The organism is Amniculibacterium aquaticum, from assembly GCF_003852705.1.
Classification (GTDB): Bacteria; Bacteroidota; Bacteroidia; order Flavobacteriales; family Weeksellaceae; genus Amniculibacterium; species Amniculibacterium aquaticum.
This window is the reverse complement of sequence record NZ_REFA01000002.1, coordinates 114,893-141,093: the sequence shown is the minus strand read 5'-3', so window position 1 is coordinate 141,093 and position 26,201 is coordinate 114,893. Positions and strand designations below refer to the sequence as shown.

Genomic DNA, 26,201 nt, shown 5'->3' with positions numbered 1-26,201 from the left:
AATGAACGCTTGGATAGATAGCTTTAAAGCGCTATTAATACGATATGAAACTAAAGAAAAACATTGGAGGGATTTTCATCTGCTCGCATTCTGTTGTATTTTGATTAGGAAACATTAAACAAGTTCATTGAAAAGTAAAGAGGAGCATCCAAGTGTTTTAATATTTAATGTGCAAGGATATATTGATGATACTTGCAAAATTTCAGGAGTTCCTATATATGGGAACAATTTGAATAAAGATATTTTTATTGATACTTATTCAAAGGAAAGTGGACTAAAATATGACAGCTACAAAGCAAAAAAAGGAAAGTTAACTATTAAATATAAATTTTGAAATAAGCACAATTTTGGCGAAACAGCCTCTCAAGATCCCTTATACTCGCCAGAATCTATAATCAGAGCACAAAGAAAAACCCTTCAAATTACTGGATTTGAAGGGCTTTTTAATAATGTGCATTTCTGCTTGCGATCCGGACGGGACTCGAACCCGCGACCTCCGCCGTGACAGGGCGGCATTCTAACCAACTGAACTACCGGATCAGTTTTTTTTGAAAAGTAACTGATAAACTTTTTGCGATCCGGACGGGACTCGAACCCGCGACCTCCGCCGTGACAGGGCGGCATTCTAACCAACTGAACTACCGGATCAATATTTTTATAAAACCTTTAGGCTTACAGGCCAATCGCTTTATGTGAACTCCTTTTCTTTTAGTGGTGCAAAAATACATTAAATTTCGTTACCTACAAATGTTTTTCAAAAAAAAATGCTTCCCAAATAGGAAAGCACTCATTTTCAAAGCAATTATTTTCTACAAATGTGCAGATAATTTTTCTGCAATCACTTCTTTTGGAGATACACCTACAATTTTATCAACTACTTCCCCATTTTTAAAGATCAAAATCGTTGGGATGTTACGGATTCCGTAGTCAATAGAAACTTGTTGGTTGTTGTCTACATCTAACTTTCCAACAACAGCTTTACCATCAAAATCGGTAGCTATTTCCTCAACAATAGGCCCCAACATTCTGCATGGTCCACACCATACTGCCCAAAAATCTACCAATACTGGTTTATCCGAATTCAATACGACTTCTTGAAAAGTAGCGTCTGTAATTTCTAATGCCATTTTTATATTTTTTAATTAATTTATTTTAAAATGAGAACAAATGTAATGAAAAACCTCATCACTTGTTACACCGTTTATCTATTTGGACTATTCTTAATTTCTATAGTCTTAATTCACTGCATTTTGTATCTCTTTCAGAGCTGTAATCAATGCATCAATTTCATTTTTCTCTGTGAAATGACTGAACGAAACCCTCAATGGTGTACAATTTTCCATTTCATCTTCATTTAATACAGTCATCATGACCATGGATGGTTTTGCAGCTCCTGAAGAACAAGCACTTCCTTGAGACAACGCAATCCCTTTCATATCCAATTGCAAACCAATCAGTGGATTGTGATAAGGCAACAACACGCTAAGTACGGTATAAAGGCTGCTTTCTTCTTCGCTTCTTCCGTTGAATTTAACACCTGGAAATTCTTTTTTGAATTGCTCGATGGTGTACGCTTTCAAGTCTTTGATTTTCTGTGAGAACTCGGTCAAATTGCTCATGCAAATTTCCAAAGCTTTACCCATTCCGGCGATACCGCAAACATTCTCGGTTCCGGCTCTTAGGCTTCTTTCTTGCGGTCCACCTGTAATAATCCCCTTCAGACCTGAAGATTTTCTGACAAATGCAAAACCAACACCTTTGGGTCCGTGGAATTTATGAGCGCTGCACGAAGCGAAATCTACCGGGATTTTCGAAAAATCCAAATCGTAATGTGCAATGGTTTGTACCGTATCGGAGTGGAACAATGCATTGTTCTCTTTACACAATTGAGCCACTTTTTCAATATCCAAAAGGTTTCCAATTTCGTTATTGGAATGCATTAGGCTTACCAAAGTTTTCTTTTCAGAATTTTTCAAATGTTTTTCAAGATCTTCAAGGGACAAGTCTCCGTGGTTATTTGGTCTTAGATACACCACTTCTATCCCTTTTCTTTTTTTAAGATCCAACACCGATTCGGCAACACATTTGTGTTCCAAAGGCGAAGTGATGATCCTCTCTACTCCTAAATGTTCAACACTGGATTTTAGGATCATGTTATTGGACTCTGTACCGCAAGAGGTGAATATAATTTCCGCAGGGGTTACGCGCAAATAATCGGCTATTTCTCTTCGCACTTTTTCCAAAATTACTTTTGCATCTTGACCAAAACTGTGTGTGGAAGAAGGATTACCAAAATTAAACTGCAACACATTGACCATTTCATCAATCACAGCTGGATCTAATGGCGTTGTTGCGGCATTGTCCAAATAAATTTTATTCATATAAAAAAGAAAACAATTAAACTAATATTAATAAAAAAACGCTTCGTAAAAAGCGTTGCAAATTTAATGAAAAAACTTAAAATATGACTCTTTGGCAAAATTTAGCATTTCACGATCTCCCGAGGTGTCTCCGAATGCAATTATTTTATCGTATTTTTTATCCAAAATAGCATGCTTTACGCGGTTCACTTTTTCGATACCGTTACAATTTGGAGTGATGAAATTTCCTGTAAAAAAGCCATCAACAAACTCGGCTTCAGTGGCAATAAGTTGCAAATTAAGCTGTTCGGCAAAAGGCCTAACCCAAATATCTAAAGATGCCGAAACGATATACGAATCTACATGACGACGATCGATATTGTTTATAAAATCCAAAGCATTTTCTCTGAAAATTTCAGGGAAATTCTTTTCAAAAAATCGTTTAGCTTTTTCATCAATCTTGGATTTTTCTTGACCTTTTAAGATGGAAGCCACAAAACTTTTTTTCACTTTTTCGGCATCGGCAAGTTTTAGTTTTAACAAAATAAACAACGGAATGTGCTTTAAAAAGGCAATTCTGTAGAGAAACGGGTTGTAATATTTCAGATACAAAAACATGGTGTCTTTGTAGGTCAATGTCCCATCAAAATCAAAAAGATAGAGTTTTTTCATGTTTAGTTTTTACCAAGATACAAATAAAATATCAACCTAAAGCTTCATTTTTTTGAAAATAAATTCCGGAATATTTCTGATCACACACATGATCAATCGCCAAATTGGCAAAACATAGACCGTATTTTTCTTCAGTTTATAGGCTCTAAATATGCCATCTGCAGCTTGTTTTGGACTGGCCGTAAGTGCTGGATTCAGTGGCAAACCTTCGGTCATTTTGGTATCCATAAAACCCGGCTTCACAGTCATAACATGAACTTTTTTGGAGTGCAAATAATTTCTAAGTCCACTAAGATAGGCCGTAAGTCCTGCTTTTGCACTGCCATAAATAAAATTACTTTGTCGGCCTCTTTCGCCAGCAACAGACGACAAAACGATCATATTTCCTTGACGGGTTCTCTCCATTTTTTCGGCAAAATAGTTGAGCACCGGTATTAATTTAGCATAATTGACATCGACAATTTTCTCGGTATTTTTACGGTTGTACAGCCCTTCATCTGTCCCTACTCCCAAATATCCTGTAGCACAAAACAACAACGACGACTGGATATAGTCCCATTTGGAAAAATCAATATTTTGGGTTAGATCCATGAAAACCACCTCGCTGTGTTGCATAAATCTCACCTCAAGGTGTTTGGCAAATTTTTCAGTAACTTCTGGTGTGGAAGTAAACAAATACAAGGTCTTAAATCGTTCGCCACCCTCCAAAACCCTTTCAACAAAAGCCTGAGCTATTTCAGAATTACTTCCTAATACAATCATTATATTTTCTCTGTTTATGTTTAATTTTAGCCGTTTTTAATTCTTTTGTATTGCATGGATGCAAATTTTGGATTGTGAATATTTTTTAGATAATTGGTCAATGTCGGTTTGCTCATCGAGTCTTTGGTTAGATAGATTCTCCCACCAAATTGTTCTACAATGGCGTCCAATTTGCCAACCAATTCCGGTAATTTTTTATTCACTTTAAAATCCAATGCCAAGGTATAACCCTCCATAGGAAACGAATTATAGGCGTGTGGATTGTCTTTTCCAAACAGTTTCAGTACGGCCAAAAAAGATCCATTTCCACTGTTGGCTATGGCTTCCAAAATGGCTTTCATCCCAGCCTTTCCTTGCGATTTCGGAATCACCATTTGGTATTGTATAAAGCCTTGTTTTCCATAGATTTTGTTCCAATTATGCACGACATCCAATGGGTAGAAAAAGGTTTCGTAATCGATAAAATTCTTAACTTCTTTATTTCTTTGTTTATTGAAATACAGAAAATTAAAAGCCTTAACCGTAAACGCATTCAGTACAAAACCCGGAAAATAAAAAGGAACGGTGGGCATGAATTTCTTTTTTAATTTCAAAGGAGTTTTTGCTAAATTTTGCGGCAACTCATTGAGAAGAGCATGTTCGCCACGCATCAAAATACTGCGACCTATGTTTTTCCCTTTTTGCAAACAATCGATCCAAGCTACGGTATAAGTCCAGCTTTCACTTTCATCAAAAAGTTGAAAAATTTCATCGAGGTTTTCTGCTTTTATGCTTTCTTGGCGGATGTACGCCGTTTCTATTTTCTTTAGCTGAACGGTTGCCGACAAAATAATTCCTGTAAGCCCCATTCCACCGATGGTTGCCCAAAACAGATCTGTATTTTCGGATCTGGAACAGTGCAGTACTTCGGAATTTTCATTCAGAATTTTAAATGCCAAAACCGACTCGGAAAAACAACCTTCGGCATGATGATTTTTACCGTGAACATCCGAAGCGATGGCGCCTCCAACAGACACAAACTTTGTTCCCGGCGTTACGGTCAGAAAAAAACCTTGCGGTACAGAAACTTCTAAAATATCGGACAAGAGCACACCGGATTCGCACTCAATAATGCCATCAATTCTATTGAAACCGATGAATTTATTGAGTCTTTTGGTAGAAAAAATATTTTCAGCCAAAGAAGCGTCTCCATAGCAACGACCGTTTCCTCTGGCAATGATATCGTTGTTATTCTTTACAAATTCTTTAATATTTGAAAGTGAATCTTCTGATTTTATCACTTTATCAACCACCGGGAAATTCCCCCAATTGCTTACTTTCTGAGTAACATTTGTCTTCATACTCATTTATTTGTAATATATTAAAAACAAAAACGAAAACACCCAAATAACGATGGTTGCTTGTATGTATCGGTCTTTATAGACAATTTTTGTTGGCGATTCGGTTCTGTTGTACACCAAGGTTTGTTGCAAATATCTTAAAAACGCAAAAACAACAAATATTACGGTATAAAAAACTTTTTGTCCAAATTTCTCCTGAATTTCTGGGGTTACTGTAAACATAAGATAGGAAATGATGGCCAATGTTGCCGAAATGGATAGGGTAATGTCTGCAAACAAAACATTGTATCCATCCAATGCCTTTCTTGTTCTACCAGAAACCTGTGCATTTACCAGTTCTCCTCTTCGCTTTCCGATGGCCAAAACCAATGCCAATACAAAAGTGAGCAATACCGCCCATTGCGAAATTGGAATTCCCGTAGCATAACCACCTGCCAAAACTCTAAGTACAAAACCAATAGCAATGATGCAAACATCGACAATGGCGACATGTTTCAACTTGAAGGTATAGGCAATATTCATTAAAAAATAAAAAGCAATAATTGCCGGAAACTTCAGTGGATGATACCCCAACAGCGGTTGCCCGTACACCAATAAAGCTGATGCAATCGCTATTAAAGTTAAAAATAAAATTTTTGCTGAATTTTTGGAAATGGCACCGCTTGCTAAAGGTCTTTTACATTTTTCAGGATGTTTGCTATCGGCTTCGATGTCCATATAATCGTTGAGAATATAGATGGAACTGGCCGTAATTGAAAAAATGATGAATGCGAATGCACTTCCTAATAATAGATCTGAATGAAGGATGTTGCCGGAAAAAAACAAAGGGGTAAAAACAAATAGATTTTTCACCCATTGTTCTACTCGGAGTAGTTTCAGATATTTTGTCATTTATGTTTGTTTTCTGTTCACAAAAATAGCAATTAGAACCCATAATAAAAAGAAAAAAACCGCAAAAGCGGTTTTAAAATTCAATTTATTAAGAATTTTGATTAATTCCCTTGGTTGGCTTCATTAATCATTTTCTCATTAGCCGTAATGGCAAATTCTACTCTTCTGTTTTGAGCTCTTCCGGCTGCCGTATCGTTGGTTGCTACAGGACTGGCCTCACCCATACCCATGGCGTTCAAACGAGAAGCTCCAATGCCTTTAGATGTCAAATACGCTTTAACAGAATTCGCTCTTCTTTCGGATAATTTTTGGTTGTAATCGTCTTTTCCGACATTATCCGTATGTCCATAGATGTTGATGTTGGTATCCGGGTTGTTCTCAAGTATCTGAGCCAATTTGTCCAAATTTCCTTTTGCTGTTGCTGTTAAATTGGAAGAGTCGAAATCGAAGTTTACCATGTTTTCCGGTAAAGTTACTTTAATTCCTTCGTTCACCCTCTCCACTTTAGCACCCGGCAAAGTTTCTTTGATTTCTTTGGCTTGTTTGTCCATTTTATGACCGATACGATTGCCCGCTACACCACCAACAATACCTCCCAATACGGCACCCAATGCACCATTTCCTCCTTTACCGATGTTGTTTCCAAGTACACCACCCAGTACAGCTCCTGCAGCTGCACCAATTGCTGTTCCTCTTTGTTCTTTATTCGAATTTTGTACAGCTTCGCAACTTGTCAACAACAAAGATCCGGTTAGGAAAATGGCTGCTATTTTTGTATTCTTTACTAATTTCATCTTTTATAATTTTTAATATTTTCTTTTAATTTTGTTTTTGAAAATGATAAACCACCGTTACCACTTCACCGTCAAAAGAGATGTTCTGTTGAAGGTCGAACTGACTGTCGGTTTGGTTCAATATTGCTGTTGAATACCCTTGAGTCACTGCTTTTGCTTTGCTACCGGCAATTAGTTTTTTAAACTTAAACTCGTTGCCACCAACCACTTCAAATTTGATATTTTGGCTTACAGAAGGGCAATCGCCACCGCCGTTTAGGGTATAACTTCCCGAATAATTATTGGGGATAAATTTCCATTGACTGCCCACCCAGCATTGTGCATCGGCGTTTTCGTCAAAAGGTTGAATTTTAAATTTTTTGGAATGATCAACACTTGTAATTACCCAATTGCCTTTCATTTGTAAAAATTCTTTTCTCTGATTTTGTGCATTTTCTGCTTTTTTGGTTGCTTCACAAGAGGTAGTCACCAAAGCTACACCCATCAATCCTAAAAAAAATAGCTTTTTCATATGTTGGTTTTTTATAATATTTTTAATTCTGAAATTCTCTTTTGAGATCTTGAGAGCGAAATGTTTTTTTTCTTCAAACCAAAGTTAGTTAAAATTATGCCAAAATCCATTTAACATAAAAAAAATCCGAAAAAATATTTCGGATTTCTTATAAAATACTGACAATTACAATTTTACTTTTCAGCCTTTCTTTTCAATTCTTTCTTGATTGGCTTAGGCGACAATGTATGTGTATTGTTTTTATTGAAATAATTGGCATACGCATATTCAGCAGCTTTTTTCAAATCGATCACACCACCCGCACGAGAAATCATATCAAATTTATTACTCTCATTGGTAGGAAGCATCGCATTCACCGTAGATTTATTGGAGGTTTTCACCAAGCTATCAATAATTTCTTCAGGAGTTAGGTTCGGCATATATGCCAACAAAACTGCTGCAGCACCTGCGACAACAGGCGACGCCATTGATGTTCCTTGTTCGTATTTGTATTTACCATCAACAACCGTAGAATAAATTTTGTCTCCAGGGGCAAATACATCGACCATTTTTTTGTTGTAGTTAGAAAAACCGGCTCTCAGCATTTCAGGATCGTTGGTACTTGCACCTACGGTAATCATGTTGTTAACAAATGGTTTTTCATCTGAAGTTTTGTAGAAATTGGTTGGATAATTTTCATTTACCTCAATATCTTCATTGTCATTTCCTGCAGCATGAACCAACAAAACGCCTTTATCTTCAGCATATTGCAATGCAGACCACACCCTTTCTTTGTCAGGAGAGAACGCTTTTCCGAAGCTCATATTGATCACTCTAGCACCGTTATCCACAGCATATCGAATAGCGTTTGCAACATCTTTATCTCTTTCGTCTCCGTTAGGAACTGTCCTAACCGTCATAATTTTTGCAACTTTAGAAGCTACTCCGTATTGAATTTCATTTCCTTGCGGATACCCTGCAATAATACCTGCCACATGCGTTCCGTGCAAAGCATCAGGACCTTCGTAGTGGTTATTTCCGTATTTGGTTTCGCCCAAATCATTTTCCTTGTCCCCAACTATGGATCTGGAGTCGTAATCCAAATTGTATTGCTTGGTCGCTTGAGGTTCAAAATAATCTAAAGCTTCCTTCATTTGAGCCGTCAAATATTCTTGAACTTCTTTTGGCGACTTGCCTTTTACATTTTCATCACCTGAAATTTGCAACAACAATTGCTGGCCAATGGCTTGTTCTTGGGTGGTTGGCTTGATGGATGCTACCGCCTCAGCAGTAAGATTTTTACCGTCTAACAATTTGATGATCTCAGGAATACCGTCTTTTATTCTTTTATAAATTTCGTAATTCTGACGCGCTTCCATACTTTTTTTGGTAAACTCTTCCTTGGCCTTCATGTACATTTCGAATTCTTTAGGAAGTTTCCCTTGATTGGACTTATTGCTCACCGAATCTTCACCTTCGAAAAGTGGCTTGTATTTTCTTACGATTCTGGTTACTTCAATATTGTCCACATCGACATCGCCGTTTTTACCACCGATAAAATTCCAACCGTGTACATCGTCGATATAACCGTTGTTATCATCGTCTTTTCCGTTATTTGGTACTTCGTTCGGGTTTGTCCAGATGTTCTTTTTCAAGCCAGGGTGATCCACCTCTACTCCACTGTCCAAAACTGCGACAACAACCGTTTTGGGTTTCAACCCTTTGGATTCTAAAAATTTATACGCATTTTGAGTATTGATTCCGAATACTTTGGATGCCGCTAAATCTTTGTGGTACCAAGTCATTAAATCTTTATCAACTTTGGTGTCTGTACCTTCTGTTTGTGCAAATGAAAACGCAAAAGTGAAAAACGCTGCGGCGATGAATATTTGTTTCATAATAATTTTGATAATTCTAATAAATAAGTAGTCGTTTCTGGTCCTTTGTTACAGAGTAAGTCTAAAATTGACAAATCTTTTACAAAACCACCTTTGTCCGAAAAGACTTGATAATATGAATCCATCTCCCATGGACTTTCTTTTTTGGATGAAAAAAGGGTACGGAAATCTTGTCCATCAAACTCGTGTTGATATTCTGAATTTAATGTAAAAGATTGATTTTTCTTCAACAATTTTAAAACAATTTTGAGTGCGTGAATATTAAATTCGACCAAATTAGAAATTTCATTTTCATAAATTTTCTTCAAATCATTTTGATAATATTCAAAGTAGGGAGAATTTTGATAGGCCGATTGTATGGACTTCCAATGTTGGGATTTCCAATCTTCAGCAAAAGACATTTCTACTTTTTCCATTGGGGTTTTGCCTTGATTTTTTATGGGAATACTCAGGGTTAATTTTCCGTTGGCTCCGTAGATTTCCGCACGATTTCTATAAGTTTGTTTGGGGAAATTTTCCTTCTTTTCCAACATAATTTCTGTTTCCTTTTTCAAAAAAACTGAAAACCAAGAAATGGGAGGAAGATAAAAAATGGGAAGTAACGAAATATTTGATACTGAAGAATCTTGCATGATGATTTTTGTAAAATTGCTACAAATATAAAATAAAAACACAGGAGCCGAGTCCTGTGTTTTGTATTATTTTTTCTTTAAAAGTTTCATGAAGAAATCCCATCCAAAGAAAACAATTAAAATAATGGCAGCGATCCACCAGTAGGAAGTTTTATTGGTTTCTCCGGTATTGGTTGCTTTGAACATTCTATCCCAACGAATTTTGAACGGCGCTTGGTAGGTAGAATTGGGATCTTTGAAAGCTCCTTGAAGGCTCATCCATGTAAACATGGGTTTCCCGATAATGTTTTCTTCCGGTACAAATCCAAAAAACCTAGCATCCAGGGAAGCGTCTCTGTTGTCCCCAATCATCATGTAATAATTCTGTTTGATGGTGTAGGTTGAAGCTTCTTTTCCGTTGATGAATATTTTTCCGTTTTTGGTTTCCAACTTATTGTGTTCGTATTCGGAAATGATCCAACGATATTCCGGTAAAGTTTCGTTATTGATCTGTACCACATCTCCTTTCTTAGGAATTTTTAACGGGCCGTATTGGTCTTGGTTCCATTTTTTATTGATCGGGAAAATGGACTGAGTTGTATCGATATTTTTGGTGTAAGCCGATCTTTCCGCATTTATTTTATACGAAATGGCTGCCGAATCTACTGGCATAATTTCCTCCTTCATCCCAACAACACCTGGTAAAACCTTTATGTCTTTGGCGATATTATCCGTCAAACCTTGAAAACGGTACAAGAACCCTTTGTCGGTTTGGTTTTCTACCAAAGGAAGGAAACCGTATTTGTTGTACAGACCGGCAACATCTAGTTGTTCCGAAGCCTCAACATAATAGGCGTGTTGAACTTCTTGGTCGCCCAATCGTTGCTCTGGTTTACCGTTGACAAATAATCTTCCATTTTTAATTTGAATTTCGTCACCGGCAATGGCCACACATCGTTTTACATAAGGATCTTTTCTGTCTATAGCCGTGTGTACAGAGTCTTGTGGATAATTGAACACCACTATATCGTTTCTTTCTGGCAAACCGAATTGTGCAATTCTGGAGTACGGCAATTTGATGGCCTCAGAATACGATTTTGGATCGTCTTTAGGATTTCCTACCTGACCTTTATCCATGATGGTTCCTTGTAAAAAAGGAATTGCTACTGGTCTCATTGGCAAACGATATCCGTAGCTCCATTTATTTACAAACAAGAAATCTCCTACCAAAAGTGTTCTTTCCATGGATCCTGTTGGGATACCAAAAGGCTGTGTAACAAAGGTATGGATGATGGTTGCAAAAACTACGGCAAAAGTAACCGAACCCAAGAACGATTCTTTTTTCTTTTCTTTTTCTTCACCCGGCAACAGAAACTCCTCTTCTTCTTTTTTCACATCAATTTCTTTGGTATATTGAATGTATCCCATGTAGAAAAAAGGAAGTAGAACCGTCAACAACTTGTCCACCAAAGAATTTTTCCCAAACTTATCCATCAAATACAAATGGAAAACCGACATCATAATGGGGCCAACGATGGGTAGATACGCCATAATCACCCACCATTTGGGATGATTGGTTTCTTTTTGAATGATGAAATAATTGTAAAAAGGTACAAAGGCCAAAATTGGATTGTATCCCATTTTTTTGAAAAATTTCCAAGTCGTAAGTCCCATCAGTACAGAAAGTACTAGAACATAAACGGTATAAAGGACAAAATAATTCATATTGTAGTGTTGTGATTATACTAATTAGTTAGCAAACGGATTGTTTTGTTACAAAATTATAGACCCAAGACATCGTTCATTCCGAAAACACCTTGTTTACCAAAGATCCATTCAGCAGCGATAACCGCTCCTAGTGCAAAGCCATTTCTGTTGTAAGCAATATGGTTGATGTTGATTTCATCTACCTCAGAATGGTAAGTTACGGTGTGTGTACCTGGAACCTCGTCTTCTCTAACGGCAAAAATTCCCAATTCGGCGCCGTTGGTTTCGTCCAATTTCCAAGAAGTAAATTTAGGATTTTCTTTGATGATCCCTTCAGCTACAGAAATTGCTGTTCCGCTAGGAGCATCTTTTTTATGAATGTGATGAATTTCTTCTAACTGAACTTGGTACTCGTCAAAACCTTTCATAAGTGCGGCCAACTTCTCGTTTAGAGCAAAAAACAAATTTACCCCAAGGCTAAAATTGGATCCGTATAAAAATGCGGTATTGCTTTCTTTTGCTATGGCCTCGATCATTGGTTTTTGTGCCAACCAACCGGTAGTACCACAAACGACAGGGATTTTATTTTCTAAGCAAAATTTTATATTGTCAAAAGCGACTTCGGGTTGGGAAAATTCAATCACAACATCTGGGGAATTCAGATTATCCACAGTGGGAGCCTCGTTTAGTCGAGCTACGATTTCGTGTCCTCTTTTGGTGGCAATTCCATCGATGATTTTACCCATTTTTCCGTATCCTACAAGTGCTATTTTCATATTTTATTGTTTTATATTAAAAATTATAACTCAAGCTGAGTCCAGTTTTCATATTTTGCTTTCCGAATTCGTCGTAGATTAGTGTTGGCTTCAGTACCAAATCCGGATCGTTTCTTCCTTCGTACAAATGAGCATCTACAACAGCATCCACAATATTCAGGACATAGATGAGTCCGGCAATGGCTATGGCATAATCTCTTTGTCTTTTTGCCTTGTCTTGGATGTTACCCAAAACTTCTTTGGTGTAAACCGGATTGCTAGAAAACTCATGCGGCATACCGTTTACAGAGGCCACAAAAGCCTCTCGGTAACGATTGTATTGTTTTTGGTTCCAAAGGGCTATTCCCACTCCTGTCCCAACACCGCCCCAGACGATGGGTATTTTCCAATATTTTTTATTATAATACTGACCCAAACCCGGTAAGACAGCAGAATAAAGTCCGGCTTTTGTTGGACTTATTGAAAGTGCCACAGTTTGTGAAGAATTCTTTTTCTGTATATCTTCCAAAACATCTTGATCGGTTACTTCTGTTTTGGGTTGAATGATTTTATCGTTTGATATCGACAAATTGGGTTGTAAAGAGTCCTTCTTTTGGATCTGGCCAAAAGAAAATAAAAAGCAGAACAGAAAAAATGATCCGTAAAATTTCATTTATTGCAGATGAGCTAAGATGTGTTCCAACTCTTCTTCGGAATTGAAATCCAGAATAATTTTCCCTTTTTTTCCTTTGCCAGAAGATTTTATTTCTACATTAACATCCAAAGAGTCCGAAAGGTTTTTCTGTGCTCTTTTCAAGTGGTTCGGAAGTTCTTTCACTGTTTTTTCTTTTGCCAACTTAGGATTTTTCAGCTCCTGAGCCGCTTGTTCGGCTTGTCTTACATTCAGTTGGTTTTTTATGATGGTTTCGAAAAGTTTTATTTGTGAAACTTCATCGTCCAAACTTAAAATGGCTCTACCGTGTCCTGCAGAAATCTCGCCACTTCTCACTGCATTTTGCAAATCCGGGCTCAGCTTCAACAAGCGCAAATAATTGGTGATGGTACTTCTTTCTTTTCCCACTCGTGTACTCAAATTTTCCTGAGTCATCCCGATTTCTTCTAACAATCGTTGATAAGTGAGTGCAATTTCGATGGCATCCAAGTCTTCTCTTTGGATGTTCTCCACCAAAGCCATCTCCAGTAATTCTTGGTCGTTCACCAATCGGATATACGCCGGGATACTGGTAAGACCTGCCAATTTGGAAGCTCTGTACCTTCTTTCACCAGAGATAATTTCAAATTTCTCTCCGTCTTTTCTTAGTGTAATAGGCTGGATAACGCCCAAATTTCTGATGGATTGCGCCAAGTCGTTCAGTGCTTTTTCATCAAAATAAGTTCTTGGTTGGTTGGGGTTGGGGTAGATGTCTTCTATGGCGATTTCCATAATGTTGCTCACCAAAGTTTTTGCACCTTCGTCTGATGCCGTATTGATGGCTACTTTGGATTCGGAGCTAAGAATTGCTCCTAAACCACGCCCCATTGCTCTTTTTTTATCTTTCATTTTTATGCGGAAACACTCATTTTTGAAAAGTAAGTGTTAAAATTTATACAGGTTAAATTAATTTTTGGCTAACGCTTAGTTTTTTACAAGATGTTCGTTCTTCATCAAAACCTCTTCTGCCAATTGTAAATATTGAATTGCGCCTTTGCTTTCGGCATCGTACATCAAAATGCTTTCACCAAAACTCGGAGCTTCGCTCAGACGGACATTTCTACTGATGATGGTATCAAAAACCATTTCCGGGAAGTGGGATTTCACCTCTTCAACCACCTGATTGGACAATCTCAATCGAGGATCGTACATGGTCAGTAAAAGTCCTTCGATATCTAAATTTTTGTTATGAATATTTTGTACCGTTTTGATGGTATTCAGTAATTTTCCTAAACCCTCAAGAGCAAAATATTCGCATTGGATAGGGATAATTACAGCGTCGGCTGCTGTAAGAGCATTTACGGTAATCAAACCCAAACTTGGTGCGCAATCGATGATCACAAAATCATAGTCGTCACTTACCGTTGCTAGGGATTCTCGCATCATGTATTCACGATTTTCTTTGTCCACCAATTCAATTTCGGCAGCTACCAAATCGATATGCGACGGAATAATATCCACATTAGGCGAGGTTGTTTTTTGGATGCATTTTTCAGTTTCAACACTGTGTTCCAAAATATTATAGGTAGAATATTGTACCTCTTCTACTCCCAAACCAGAAGTTGCATTTGCCTGAGGGTCGGCATCAATCAATAAGACTTTCTTTTCTAAAACTCCCAAAGCTGCCGCTAAATTAACAGCAGTTGTTGTTTTTCCGACACCGCCTTTCTGATTGGCAACACCAATAATTTTCGCCATAAATTTGATTTAAAAGACAAAAATACATTTTTTTTAATTTGTTGGTGCGAAACATATCCACACTAAAAGCTAAAACACTCGCTACCAAACACTTGAATGATTAAAAAATTATCCACAAAAGAAAAAGAAATGTGGATAAATTCTATTGTATTGTTAAATTCCACAAAAAAACAGCAACCCAAAAGGATTGCTGATTGTAATTATTCTTTCAAATAGAAAATTAGAACAATTCTTTTCTAATGATGTTCTGACTTCTTTCTGGTCCTACGGATACCAAATACACATTAATCCCTAGATATTCTTCTATAAATTCAATGTATTTTTTAGCATTTACAGGAAGTTCTTCATAACTTCTTGCGGTGGTAATATCTTCATCCCAACCTTCTAAATCTTTGTAGATTGGCTCGTAATCGTAGAGTTTTGTTGTTGAAGAAGTGAAATAGTCAATGATTTTCCCGTCTTCTGTTTTGTAATGGGTAACGATTTTCAACGGTTTTATTCCGGAAAGAACATCCAGCTTGGTAATGACCAAATTATTAATACCGTTGATCATGCACGCATGTTTCAAAGACACAAGATCCAACCATCCTGTTCTTCTTGGTCTTCCTGTTGTTGCACCAAACTCATGGCCTATTTTACGGATATGCTCTCCCAAATCATCGTGCAATTCCGATGGGAAAGGACCGTTTCCGACTCTTGTGGTATAGGCCTTAGAAACACCAATTAAATTTTGCAAAGCCGTTGGAGGCACACCGGCACCGGCACAGACACCACCTGTAGATGGAGATGAAGAGGTAACAAAAGGATAAGTACCAAAATCAATATCCAACATCAAGGCTTGAGCACCTTCGAAAAGTACATTTTTACCCGCTTTAATGGCGTCATTCAATTCCACTTCCGTATCCACAATTCTATCTTTTAATTGTTTACCGATTTCAAGATATTCGTTATAGATCGCTTCGATATCCATGGCTTCTTTTTCGAAATACTTTTCGAAAAGAGCATTTTTCACTTTCAGATTTTTTTCAATTTTTTCACGAAGAATTTCTGGGTTTAGCAAATCGACCATTCGGATTCCGACTCTGGCAATTTTATCTTCATAACAAGGGCCTATCCCCTTCTTGGTCGTCCCAATCTCTGTCCCACCAGCTTCTTCTTCTCTATAAGTATCCAACATGATGTGGTACGGCATAATCACATGTGCTCTCTTGCTGATGAAAACATGATCCGTCTTTAGGCCTTTGCTTTCAATCTGTCCAATTTCTTTGATAAAAGATTTTGGGTTTACCACAACACCGTTGGCAATAATGCATTTTCCTTTGCACTGAAGTACCCCCGATGGAAGCAAGTGAAGCACAAACTTTTCATCGCCTACATATACGGTATGTCCAGCATTATCACCACCTTGAAAACGAACTACATAGTCTGATTTTGCAGATAAAACATCGGTTATTTTACCTTTTCCTTCGTCTCCATACTGAAGTCCGACAACAACATAAGTTGACATATTTTTTACTTTTTTAGATTGTTGCAAAATTAATTTTAAAAAACTGCTCACACAAATAAAGTCTTAATTTTTTTGTAAATATTGGAAAATCAACCTAATAAGATATTTTTATCTCAATATTCTAAACAAAACCAATATTCATTTTAAATATTTGAAAATAAATTTGCATTTTAAACAAATATTTATATCTTTACATCACTAAATCATTAACAAATAACAACTAAACAAAATCAATTATTATGAAGAAAGTAATTACAGTCCTCTTGATAGGATGCGCAAGTTTAGCATTTGCAAAAAGTAGTAAAAGTGTTTCTAGCATTAACAACTCCACAAACGGACCGGTAAATCCTCCCACTCTGATATCGGCTGTTATAGAGGACTCTAGTGCCGCTCAAGGCGCATGGGTTTGGAAATATCTTTACAAATCTACCTGTGGGATATTTTTTTACATCACTTTGGATAAACCGATTACAGAATTAACCAAAGATGAACAACTGGAATTAGATTCAAAATTAGAAGGTAAAAATCTAGAATTATGTGCAAATGCACCTGTAAAAAAAGGTTTTACAGAAGCATAAACTAAACACAAATGATGAAATTTTCTATTTTATTTATCCTATTATTCTTATCAACACATAACTTCAAGGCTCAAAACAACTCGAACATTGCAAATCTTCGAGTTGTTTACGAGTACAAAGTAATCGACTCAATACATAACAATCATAAAAATGTAGAGTTCACATTATTACTAAACAACAACTACTCTATCTTTGTTAATGCAGACGCCTATTCGTATTACAATTCCAGCTACATGCCAGAATTAGGTAGCATCAACAGGGTACCACCTTCCGAAAAATACAGCGTGTACAAAAAGAACGGCAAAATATATTCTTTCATACCAATTCTTTATGAAATGTATTATTTTGAAGAACCACAGTTGGAATGGGAACTTATTAAAAATCAAACAAAAAAATTCAATACCGTTACTTGTCAACTGGCAAAAACAAAGAATGAATCCGGTCGTGTTTTTTACGCATGGTACACAACGGACTTCCCAATCCCAGAAGGACCATCTCGATTCAAAGGCTTACCGGGTCTTGTCTTAGAGGTCTATAGTGAAGATAAAGTCATACAATATACCGCTATTGGCATGAGTAAAACCACAGAAATTATTGACAATGTACACTATCCAATATCAACCCATTTGGATAAAAAAACTTTCTTAGAGAAAAGAGAAAAATGCATCAACAACCCCAATCCTTGCTTACCCCAATCGACTTTGAAAGTATATTTTAATGGCAAGCCATCAAAGCCACAGCACTTTGACGGGCCTTTGAAAATCAATAGAAAAACTTTAATGGATTAAAACTTAGGGATAGAAAAAATAAATTCTGTATCTTTGCAGCAAATTATAGACGATCATTTACATGAATTTATTTACGGAATCCAATTTAAGTCCTGATATTCTCAAGGCAATTGGCGAACTCGGTTACGAACAACCGACCGAAATCCAGAAACAGACTATTCCTTTTATCCTTTCGGATATTCGCGATCTTATCGCACTTGCGGCAACAGGAACAGGCAAAACAGCAGCATTTTCGCTTCCTATTCTGGATATGATAGACGACAGCAGTCGTAAAATCCAGTTATTAGTGCTTTGCCCTACTCGTGAACTTTGCCTTCAGATTACCAAAGACATTAAAAACTATACAAAATACCTTCCTCATCTGAAAACTACAGCAGTTTATGGTGGAAGTAGCATTTCTGAACAAATCAGATCTCTAAGAGAAAAACCGCAAATTATTGTAGGAACTCCGGGGAGGGTTATCGATTTGATCGGAAGAAAAGCTTTGGATTTTTCCGAAATCCATTGGTTGGTTTTGGACGAAGCCGATGAAATGCTTTCTATGGGTTTCAAAGACGATTTGGAAACCATCCTTAGCGAAACGCCTGCTGAAAAACAAACTTTCTTATTCTCCGCAACGATGAACAAGGAAGTGGAAAGAATTTCTAAAAACTACCTGACCAATCCTCACAAAATTTCTGTAGGAAGCATCAATGCGGTTAAGAAAAATATTTCTCACGAATTTTATGTTGTCGGATATCGACAAAAGAAGGAGGCTTTAAAAAGATTGTTGGATGCCAACCCCAATCAGTACTCCATTATTTTCTGTAGAACAAGAATGGAAACCCAAGAGGTTGCCGACTTCTTAATGCAAAATGGATATGCTGCAGATGCCCTTCACGGCGACCTTTCTCAAGCTCAAAGAGATACGGTTATGAAGAAATTCAGATTGAAAAACATCGAAATTCTTGTTGCTACCGATGTTGCTGCAAGAGGTCTGGATGTGGACTCTCTTACGCATGTTATCCATTTTTCACTTCCTGATGATCCAGAAGTTTTCGTACACAGAAGCGGTAGAACTGGTCGTGCAGGTAAAGACGGTATCTCCATGGCACTTTTAAAACCAGAAGAAACCAGAAAACTGAAGCAAATTAAATCTCAAACAAAAATTGAGATCACTGAGAAAAAAATTCCTACTGGAGAAGAGATTGTAAAAGCCCAAGTGGGTGGTGTATTCGAAAAACTCTTTACCGAACACGAAGATTTCTTTGAGTTTGACAACAGTCTAATTCCTGATCTATCGGCTTTCACCAAAGAAGAATTGGTACACCAAATGTTGCAATTCCAACTGAAAGAAATTGCAATGTTCTATAAAGATCGTAACGATTTGCAAGAAATGCGTCTATCCAAAGACAGCGACATCCCAAGCAGCAGAAGAGAAAGAGGAAGAGACCGTGACCGTGGCGAAAGAAGAGATCGTGACCGTGGTGAAAGAAGAGATGGCGAAAGAAGAGGCGATCGCAAGAAAAGAAACAACGAAAACATGACTCGTTTTTTCTTTAACCTAGGAAAAAGAGACAGTCTAAAGAAAGTAGATATGTTGGAAATCATCAACAAAGCTACTGCTAAAACCAAGAAAAGAGCCGATATCGGAGATATTGAAATTTTGGACAAATTCACTTTCTTTGAAATTGATAAAAACTTTAAGCAAGAAATCCTGAACAACATTTCTTCAATGAAATTTAAAGGAAAAGACATGCGTGCCGAAGTGGCCAACTAGAATTACGAAACCGAGCAATGAAAATTGTTCGGTTTTTTTATGTATCATAAATTTAATATTCCGTTCACACAGACCTTTCTTAAAATAAATATTTTTGCCCAGAAATTAAATCTATATGAAAAGAATATTAACTTTTATGTTTGCAATGGGAATCTTTACGGTTTCGTTTGCTCAAACGAAGGATCAGTTTTCCAATTACAACATGATGTCCTTTAGCTACAAGCACGACAAACAATGGTCGGCCTATCTGGAGTTGCAATTGAGATCCATTGAAGACTTTACCACACCCGATTATTACGAAGCTAAAGGGGGGATTGGCTACAATTTCAATAAAAACAATCAGGCTTTTGTAGGTATTGGTCGCTATGGAACTTATAAAAACGAACACATCAATCAAGAGGAATTCAGATTCTGGTTGCAATACATTTATAGTCAACAATTTGGAAAGGTAAAATTGGATCATAGAGTTCGTGCTGAGAAAAGATTTTTCTATTATCCAAACACCGATTCGCACGACAATACCGAACGCTATCGTTATCGATTAGCAGCTACTCTACCCTTAAATAAAGACAAAGTAGAACCCGGAGCGCTTTATGCCAATGCTTTTGAAGAGGTTTTTGTAGGGCCAAAAGATCCTTTCTTTAAAAGAAGCCGAACCTTTGTCGGTTTGGGATACCAATTCAACCCATATGTAGGGACCAATCTGGGGTATATTTTCCAAAAAGAATTTTCCAACTCGGGCAACAAGAACCTCCACTTTATCTATCTTTCATTAAATTTCACATTTGACCGATTAAAATTCAATGAAACACACCACATTCCTGTGGCCGATTAAAAAAATCATGTTAATAAAACTTAACAAAAAAAAAATTACACAAGCACAGTATTTTCGGATATTTGCAAAAATAAAAATCTAATAAAAAAAATAATAAAATGGGACTCGGTAATATTTTTAAAGCCTTCCAACCAAAAGACAAAGTGTTTTTTGTATTGTTTGACCAAGTAGCTCAAAACCTAGTAGAAATGTCAAAATATTTCCATGAAGGCATTCAGGAATTTGACCTAAACAACGATGGTTTCATCAAAAAGATTAGTGATTTCGAGCACAAAAACGACGAGCTCACTCACAAAATTTTTGTTGAATTGGGACAGAACTTCATCACTCCATTTGATAGAGAAGACATTACTTCCCTTGCCAACAAATTGGATGACATTGCAGATTATATGTATGCATCTGCAAAGTACATTTACCTGTACAAAACACCAGAAACTAAGGAGTATGCCGATTTTTCTTTATTAATGCATAAAGCGTGTCTGGAAATCCAAAATGCCATTGAAAATTTAAAAGATTTTAAAGATCCAGTAGCAGTAAAAGAATCGTGCATTAAGATCAATTCTTACGAAAACCTTGCAGACGATGTTTTAAGTAAAGCATTGATGAATCTTTTCGAGACCAACGATCCCATAAGAATCATTAAGGTACAATCCGTACTTAATTATTTAGAAGAAGTGACCGACAAAGCAGAAGATGTTGCAAATATCATGGAGAACATCATTATTAAATACGCATAATCACGCCAAAAAAATAATAGATGGACTTACCTATATTGCTAATTGTCATCATCGCTTTAGCCCTAGTATTCGATTATATTAATGGGTTTCACGATGCCGCCAATTCCATTGCAACCATTGTTTCTACCAAGGTACTCACCCCATTTCAAGCTGTTTTGTGGGCTGCACTTTGGAACTTTGCTGCATTCTTCATCGCCATGTATATCATTGGCGAGTTTAAAATCGGGAACACCATTGCCAAAACCGTCAACGAAAACTTCATCACTCTAGAGGTCATCTTCTCTGGTTTGGTTGCCGCAATTGTTTGGAATTTATTAACCTGGTGGTTTGGTATCCCTTCCTCTTCTTCGCACACGCTTATTGGTGGTTTTTTGGGGGCAGCCCTGATGCACGCCTTATATTTGGACTACCAACATGTGGCACAGGCACATCCGGACTTGGGGATTATGGAACAATTAAAGTTAGCTTTCTCACAACTTTCACAACAAAATGTGGTAAAGTTCAGTAAAGTCATCCCAATTTTCTTATTCATCTTCATGGCACCACTTATCGGGATGATCATTTCCATCATCATCACTTTATTGATCATTCAGATTTATAAGAAAACCAATCCTCATAAAGCCGATAGAGCATTCAAAAAAATGCAGTTGGTGTCTTCTGCACTTTTCAGTTTGGGTCACGGTTTGAATGACGCCCAGAAAGTAATGGGTATCATTGGGGCTGCAGTAATCTACTACCATGTTAGTATGATTGGTGGTAGTGATCCGTATGCCATTATGCCTCACGAAGATCGTTTCAACCACTTTACATCCGATTATTATTGGGTACCTTTGGTATCGTTCTTGGCCATTGGTCTTGGTACCATGAGTGGAGGGTGGAAAATTGTAAAAACCATGGGTACAAAAATCACCAAGGTTACTCCACTAGAAGGTGTGAGTGCCGAAACCGCAGGAGCATTGACTTTGTTCATCACGGATCATTTTGGTATTCCCGTTTCTACAACCCATACCGTAACGGGATCCATCATCGGAGTTGGAGTTACCAAAAGAATTTCTGCAGTCCGTTGGGGAGTTACCATTAATTTGCTTTGGGCTTGGATCTTAACCATTCCTATTTCTGCATTAATGGCGGGATTAACATATCTTGTAGTAACTTTCTTAGGATAAAAATCAAGCTGAATACCATTTATCATAAAAAACTTTGCTTTTCTAGGCAAAGTTTTTTTTTTCATCAGACAAAACTGTTTTAAAATTGTATTTTTGCGCAAACGAAATTTTATGGAATTTTTAGACCAATACCACAAAATGGTATCTCAAGCAATAGAGAAATATACCTTCAGAGACAAGCCTGCAGAACTGTATGAACCTATGAATTACATCATCCGAAACGGAGGTAAAAGATTGAGACCGGTCATGGTATTGTTGGCAACCGATTTGTTTGGTGGCGATTTGCAAAAAGCGATGAAACCTGCATTGGCGATAGAATACTTCCACAATTTCACCTTGATCCACGACGATATTATGGACGAGGCTCCTATGAGAAGAAACACCCCTACCATACATACGGTGTATGGAGTAAATACAGGAATACTTTCTGGAGACGGTTTGCTGCTTAAGGCCTACACCTATTTCGAAGATCTAGATCCTGAGCTGTACAAAGCCTGTCTAAGAGTCTTTACCCATACCGGACTTTTATTGTGCGAAGGACAGCAATACGACATCAATTTTGAAACAAAAAAAGATGTTAGCTACGACGACTACATCCGAATGATCACCTATAAAACAGGAGTTCTCAGCGCATCGTCTTTTCAAATTGGAGCCATGATTGCCGGCGCCAGTACGGCAGATGCCAAAGCCATTTTCAACTACGGAAAACATCTTGGGATTGCCTTCCAAATGATGGATGACTATTTGGATGTTTACGGCGACAATGCTCAGATTGGTAAAAAACATGCTGGAGATATTTTCGAAAATAAAAAAACAATTTTATACCTCTTGGCCAAGGAAAATGCCAGCCCGGACGAATTAAAAGAATTGGAGTTTTGGTACTCTAAAAAGACCGATAATTTGGACAAAATCTACTGCGTTGAGAAGATTTTCAGAAGAACAAAAGCTGATGTTAGAGTGCAACAACTCATCCAAAAACACAACGATATTGCCCAAAATTATTTAAAGAAAATAAACATTAATGAGGAGAAGAAAAAACCATTTATAGAATTGGCTAATTTCTTATTGAAAAGAGAATTCTAAAAATTAATTGCAAAATAACCTATCATCAACTTTATACATCTTCATGAAATTTTCTACAGAAGTCGAAATAAAATCCAATACAAAACGAATAGAAATTCACGATAAAATATTCAGTATCGGATCTTGTTTTGCCACAGAAATGCACGACTTACTTTCCAATGCACAATGGCAAACCCTGAACAATCCTTTCGGGACACTGTTCAATCCTTGGTCCATCAACCAAGAATTGACCATTTTACAAAAAAATAAAAAATATACAGAAGAAGACCTTATCGCCTATCAGGACGAGTATATTTCTTTGGACCACCACACCTCTTTCAACAGTAGAAATATAGACCTAACGCTGGACAAAATAAACCATAAAATCGAGTTGGGAAATGCATTTTTGCGAGATTGTCGATTTGTGATCATCACCTACGGAACTTCGTTCATCTATGAATTTTTGCCCAAACAAAAGTTGGTTGCCAATTGCCATAAAATTCCGGGTAAATTCTTCAAAAAGCGATTGCTTACGCCTGAAGAAATTGAAACATCCATTTCCGAAACCATCAAGAGCATCAAAAGCATTTGCAAATTTGATGTTCAAATCCTGTTCAGCATCTCTCCTGTGAGGCATTCAAAGGACGGTTTCGTTGAGAACAATCGCAGCAAATCTTTATTAATTTCGGCAATACACGAAGCCATTGAGAAAAATGAGAACTGCCATTATTTACCCATTTACGAGATCATGATGGACGAACTTAGAGACTATCGTTTCTACAAAGAAGATCTTTTACATCCCAGCAAACAAGCCGTGAATTATATTTTTGAGAAGTTCTCAAAAGCCTATTTTTCGGATCGTGCACAAGAATTTATGGCAGAAAATTTTAAAATAACCCAAGCCTTGCAACACCGACCTTCGGACGATAATCATCCAAAATATCAAGAGTTTTTACGAAATTTAAAACAAAAAATTTCAGAGCAACAAACCAAGGCAAGTCATAAAATTTTTGTTGAACACTTGACGATGAATCACTCTGACCGTTAATAAAACCTTTTTTCATGATCGATACCCATACCCACCTCTATGCAGAGGAATTTGACCACGACCGAGCCGAAGCCATCAAAAGAGCCATAGACAAAGGAGTTGACAAATTTTTTCTCCCGGCCATCGACTCAGAATCTCATGAGAAAATGTTGGCTCTGGAAACCGAATTTCCTGAACAAATCCATGCCATGATGGGCTTGCATCCTTGTTATGTAAAACCCGAGTCTTGGGAAAAAGAACTCTCCATTGTTGAAAATTTTTTAAATAAAAGAAAATTTTGCGCAATTGGCGAAATTGGGATTGATTTGTATTGGGACAAAAGCACCTTGGACATCCAAATAAAAGCCTTTGAATGGCAAATAGACCAAGCGATTGAAAGAGATCTGCCCATTGTAATCCACAGTCGTGAAAGTTTTGATGAGATTTTTGAAGTTTTGGAAAGAAAAAAACATCCTAAACTTCGAGGCATTTTCCATTGTTTTTCAGGCGATCTACAACAAGCGCAACAAGCAATCGCATTAGGATTTGCTTTAGGCATTGGTGGAGTTGTCACCTTTAAAAATGGAAAAATAGATCAATTTTTAAAAGAAATTTCTTTAGAGCACATCGTTTTAGAAACCGACTCCCCTTATCTGGCTCCAGTCCCGTTCAGAGGTAAAAGAAACGAGTCTGCCTATTTGGATTTGGTCTTAGGCAAATTGGTAGATCTCTATCAAATGGATTTTAAAACCATTGAAAAGATGACTTCTGAAAATGCATTAAGAATTTTCCAAATGGTCTAAAGCAAACAATTACTATAAAAAAACAAGGGTTTCACCAAAATGAAACCCTTGTTTAATTATAATCATCTAAACTATTTTAGTAATCGGCATTTGAAGTTTCGTCACCAATATTCCAAGTAAGACCGAAACGCAAAGTATTGTCCAAAGCAGAGTTCACTTTAGAAGTATTGATTAGGTAAGACACATCCAAAGCAAAAGATTGATACTTGATCCCAATACCTGCAGTTGCAAATTGTCTTGCACCTTGCTCTTCGGATTCGTGGAAATAACCGGTTCTCACAGCAAACATATTGTCGTAAGAATATTCCATAGCACCGCTGTACATCATGCTTTTTTTATTGTTGAATGATTTTCCAATTCCTTGCATTACCCCAACATTAGGCACATCATAAATTGGCTGATTGTTAACAGGATTTAGACCCACCACTTCAGGACCAGGAACCAAAAGCTTTGAAGCTTCTGCTGAAACGGTTACTTTGTTCAGATCATCGATAAAGACTTCATATCCAAGACCCAATCTGGCCATTGTTGGCAAATAAGATCTCGAGTTTTCGTCTCCCGTATAATCCAATCTTGGTCCTAAGTTAGAAACTACATAACCTGCATTGATACGGTTTTCCATATTCCCAAATCCGTTAAATCGAGGTGAAGTATAGTAACCTGAAATATCCACTGCAAAAGAGTTGGCCGGTTTTAGAGTTGTATCGGTATTGAAACCTCCTGCTAAATCGGAACGAACAAATCTACCTGTAACGGCCATGGAATAAGTATCCGATAATTTCAGTCCGTATGCTACATCAATTGCAAATTCGTTAGGTTTTGCTATACCTTCTTGTACCACTTCAGTTCCTACAATTCTTGTAAGATCTACCTGTCCCATATTGAAATAATATACACTGGCAGAAATGGTTGATCTTTCTTCTTCACCTAAAAATTTATGATAAGCACCGTACACCAAAAAAGTATCGTTGGTCAATTTACTCATGTATGGAGTATAAGTGAAACCGACTGCAGAGTTGGTTCTGCTGAACGGATATTTTGCTGCATTCCAAAATTGTGAGAAAGCATCTGGAGAAGTTACTACCCCTTGATCTCCCATACCTCCTGATCGTGCATCGGGAGCAATTCTAAGAAACGGAGCACCGGTGAGAACTGGACCTTGTGCAAACGCCATAGTCCCTAAACTAATCCCTAAGCCTATCAATAATTTATTAGTAAAATTCATACAGTTATTTTTAATTTCCAAATA

The 26,201-nt window shown here is 37.1% G+C and carries 27 protein-coding genes and 2 tRNA genes; 10 read left to right on the top strand and 19 right to left on the bottom strand.

The window, feature by feature from the left end; translation table 11 throughout:
• Nucleotides 1-127 precede the first annotated feature (127 nt).
• A complete protein-coding gene (locus tag EIY84_RS02010; protein ID WP_124639976.1) occupies nt 128-334 on the top strand; it encodes a hypothetical protein in 207 nt (68 codons plus the stop codon).
• A 132-nt stretch (nt 335-466) separates the two neighbouring features.
• Here the strand turns inward: EIY84_RS02010 and EIY84_RS02005 are convergent.
• The 18 genes from EIY84_RS02005 to EIY84_RS01920 form a co-directional block, all read right to left on the bottom strand.
• A tRNA-Asp gene (locus EIY84_RS02005) sits at nt 467-540 on the bottom strand.
• Between the two features lie 34 nt (nt 541-574).
• A tRNA-Asp gene (locus EIY84_RS02000) sits at nt 575-648 on the bottom strand.
• Between the two features lie 161 nt (nt 649-809).
• Complete coding sequence (gene trxA / locus EIY84_RS01995) at nt 810-1,127, bottom strand: thioredoxin (protein WP_124639974.1); 318 nt, start codon at nt 1,125-1,127, stop codon at nt 810-812.
• Between the two features lie 108 nt (nt 1,128-1,235).
• Nucleotides 1,236-2,381 carry a cysteine desulfurase family protein gene (locus tag EIY84_RS01990; RefSeq protein ID WP_124639972.1) on the bottom strand — a complete coding sequence of 382 codons (1,146 nt, stop codon included), beginning with the start codon at nt 2,379-2,381 and terminating at the stop codon, nt 1,236-1,238.
• A 63-nt stretch (nt 2,382-2,444) separates the two neighbouring features.
• Nucleotides 2,445-3,032 (bottom strand): HAD family hydrolase, encoded by a 588-nt coding sequence (locus EIY84_RS01985; RefSeq protein WP_124639970.1) that lies wholly within the window; start codon nt 3,030-3,032, stop codon nt 2,445-2,447.
• A gap of 36 nt (nt 3,033-3,068) precedes the next feature.
• Complete coding sequence (locus tag EIY84_RS01980; protein ID WP_124639968.1) at nt 3,069-3,794, bottom strand: SDR family NAD(P)-dependent oxidoreductase; 726 nt, start codon at nt 3,792-3,794, stop codon at nt 3,069-3,071.
• A 26-nt stretch (nt 3,795-3,820) separates the two neighbouring features.
• On the bottom strand, nt 3,821-5,134 hold the full coding sequence (locus EIY84_RS01975) for an FAD-binding oxidoreductase (protein ID WP_124639966.1): 1,314 nt from the start codon (nt 5,132-5,134) through the stop codon (nt 3,821-3,823).
• 6 nt (nt 5,135-5,140) lie between these two features.
• Nucleotides 5,141-6,025, bottom strand: coding sequence for a decaprenyl-phosphate phosphoribosyltransferase (locus EIY84_RS01970; RefSeq protein ID WP_124639964.1), 885 nt, complete (start codon nt 6,023-6,025; stop codon nt 5,141-5,143).
• Nucleotides 6,026-6,126: 101 nt separating this feature from the next.
• A complete protein-coding gene (locus EIY84_RS01965) occupies nt 6,127-6,819 on the bottom strand; it encodes an OmpA family protein (protein WP_124639962.1) in 693 nt (230 codons plus the stop codon).
• Nucleotides 6,820-6,844: 25 nt separating this feature from the next.
• Nucleotides 6,845-7,330 (bottom strand): lipocalin family protein, encoded by a 486-nt coding sequence (locus EIY84_RS01960; RefSeq protein WP_124639960.1) that lies wholly within the window; start codon nt 7,328-7,330, stop codon nt 6,845-6,847.
• Between the two features lie 173 nt (nt 7,331-7,503).
• Nucleotides 7,504-9,207, bottom strand: coding sequence for a S8 family serine peptidase (locus EIY84_RS01955; protein ID WP_124639958.1), 1,704 nt, complete (start codon nt 9,205-9,207; stop codon nt 7,504-7,506).
• Nucleotides 9,204-9,815 carry a WbqC family protein gene (locus tag EIY84_RS01950; protein ID WP_124639989.1) on the bottom strand — a complete coding sequence of 204 codons (612 nt, stop codon included), beginning with the start codon at nt 9,813-9,815 and terminating at the stop codon, nt 9,204-9,206. Before EIY84_RS01950 ends, EIY84_RS01955 begins: the two co-directional genes overlap by 4 nt.
• 90 nt (nt 9,816-9,905) lie before the next feature.
• Nucleotides 9,906-11,543 (bottom strand): signal peptidase I, encoded by a 1,638-nt coding sequence (gene lepB, locus EIY84_RS01945; protein ID WP_124639956.1) that lies wholly within the window; start codon nt 11,541-11,543, stop codon nt 9,906-9,908.
• A 56-nt stretch (nt 11,544-11,599) separates the two neighbouring features.
• Nucleotides 11,600-12,301 (bottom strand): 4-hydroxy-tetrahydrodipicolinate reductase, encoded by a 702-nt coding sequence (gene dapB, locus EIY84_RS01940; protein WP_124639954.1) that lies wholly within the window; start codon nt 12,299-12,301, stop codon nt 11,600-11,602.
• Nucleotides 12,302-12,317: 16 nt separating this feature from the next.
• Entirely contained in the window at nt 12,318-12,953 is a 636-nt protein-coding gene (locus EIY84_RS01935) for a DUF5683 domain-containing protein (RefSeq protein ID WP_241154717.1), read from the bottom strand.
• Nucleotides 12,954-13,841: a ParB/RepB/Spo0J family partition protein gene (locus EIY84_RS01930; protein WP_124639952.1), complete on the bottom strand. Its 888-nt coding sequence runs from the start codon at nt 13,839-13,841 to the stop codon at nt 12,954-12,956.
• A 75-nt stretch (nt 13,842-13,916) separates the two neighbouring features.
• A complete protein-coding gene (locus EIY84_RS01925; RefSeq protein WP_124639950.1) occupies nt 13,917-14,690 on the bottom strand; it encodes a ParA family protein in 774 nt (257 codons plus the stop codon).
• A 220-nt stretch (nt 14,691-14,910) separates the two neighbouring features.
• The gene (locus tag EIY84_RS01920) at nt 14,911-16,197 is read right to left on the bottom strand and encodes an adenylosuccinate synthase (protein WP_124639948.1); all 1,287 of its coding nucleotides are present in this window, start codon (nt 16,195-16,197) and stop codon (nt 14,911-14,913) included.
• A 239-nt stretch (nt 16,198-16,436) separates the two neighbouring features.
• On the opposite strand from EIY84_RS01920, the gene EIY84_RS01915 reads away from it, so the two are divergent.
• The 9 genes from EIY84_RS01915 (at nt 16,437) to EIY84_RS01875 (ending at nt 24,952) form a co-directional block, all read left to right on the top strand.
• Nucleotides 16,437-16,775, top strand: coding sequence for a hypothetical protein (locus EIY84_RS01915; protein WP_124639946.1), 339 nt, complete (start codon nt 16,437-16,439; stop codon nt 16,773-16,775).
• Between the two features lie 11 nt (nt 16,776-16,786).
• Entirely contained in the window at nt 16,787-17,563 is a 777-nt protein-coding gene (locus EIY84_RS01910; RefSeq protein WP_124639944.1) for a GLPGLI family protein, read from the top strand.
• A 61-nt stretch (nt 17,564-17,624) separates the two neighbouring features.
• The gene (locus EIY84_RS01905) at nt 17,625-19,322 is read left to right on the top strand and encodes a DEAD/DEAH box helicase (protein ID WP_124639942.1); all 1,698 of its coding nucleotides are present in this window, start codon (nt 17,625-17,627) and stop codon (nt 19,320-19,322) included.
• A 115-nt stretch (nt 19,323-19,437) separates the two neighbouring features.
• On the top strand, nt 19,438-20,157 hold the full coding sequence (locus EIY84_RS01900) for a DUF2490 domain-containing protein (protein WP_124639940.1): 720 nt from the start codon (nt 19,438-19,440) through the stop codon (nt 20,155-20,157).
• 98 nt (nt 20,158-20,255) lie between these two features.
• Nucleotides 20,256-20,894, top strand: a complete 639-nt coding sequence (locus EIY84_RS01895) for a DUF47 domain-containing protein (RefSeq protein WP_124639938.1) — start codon at nt 20,256-20,258, stop codon at nt 20,892-20,894.
• 20 nt (nt 20,895-20,914) lie between these two features.
• Nucleotides 20,915-22,060: an inorganic phosphate transporter gene (locus EIY84_RS01890; protein ID WP_124639937.1), complete on the top strand. Its 1,146-nt coding sequence runs from the start codon at nt 20,915-20,917 to the stop codon at nt 22,058-22,060.
• 111 nt (nt 22,061-22,171) lie between these two features.
• Nucleotides 22,172-23,143, top strand: a complete 972-nt coding sequence (locus EIY84_RS01885) for a polyprenyl synthetase family protein (protein ID WP_124639935.1) — start codon at nt 22,172-22,174, stop codon at nt 23,141-23,143.
• 43 nt (nt 23,144-23,186) lie between these two features.
• Complete coding sequence (locus tag EIY84_RS01880; protein WP_124639933.1) at nt 23,187-24,170, top strand: GSCFA domain-containing protein; 984 nt, start codon at nt 23,187-23,189, stop codon at nt 24,168-24,170.
• Nucleotides 24,171-24,184: 14 nt separating this feature from the next.
• Entirely contained in the window at nt 24,185-24,952 is a 768-nt protein-coding gene (locus EIY84_RS01875; protein WP_124639931.1) for a TatD family hydrolase, read from the top strand.
• 76 nt (nt 24,953-25,028) lie between these two features.
• Here the strand turns inward: EIY84_RS01875 and porV are convergent, their stop codons facing one another.
• On the bottom strand, nt 25,029-26,177 hold the full coding sequence (gene porV, locus EIY84_RS01870) for a type IX secretion system outer membrane channel protein PorV (protein ID WP_124639929.1): 1,149 nt from the start codon (nt 26,175-26,177) through the stop codon (nt 25,029-25,031).
• Nucleotides 26,178-26,201 lie beyond the last annotated feature (24 nt).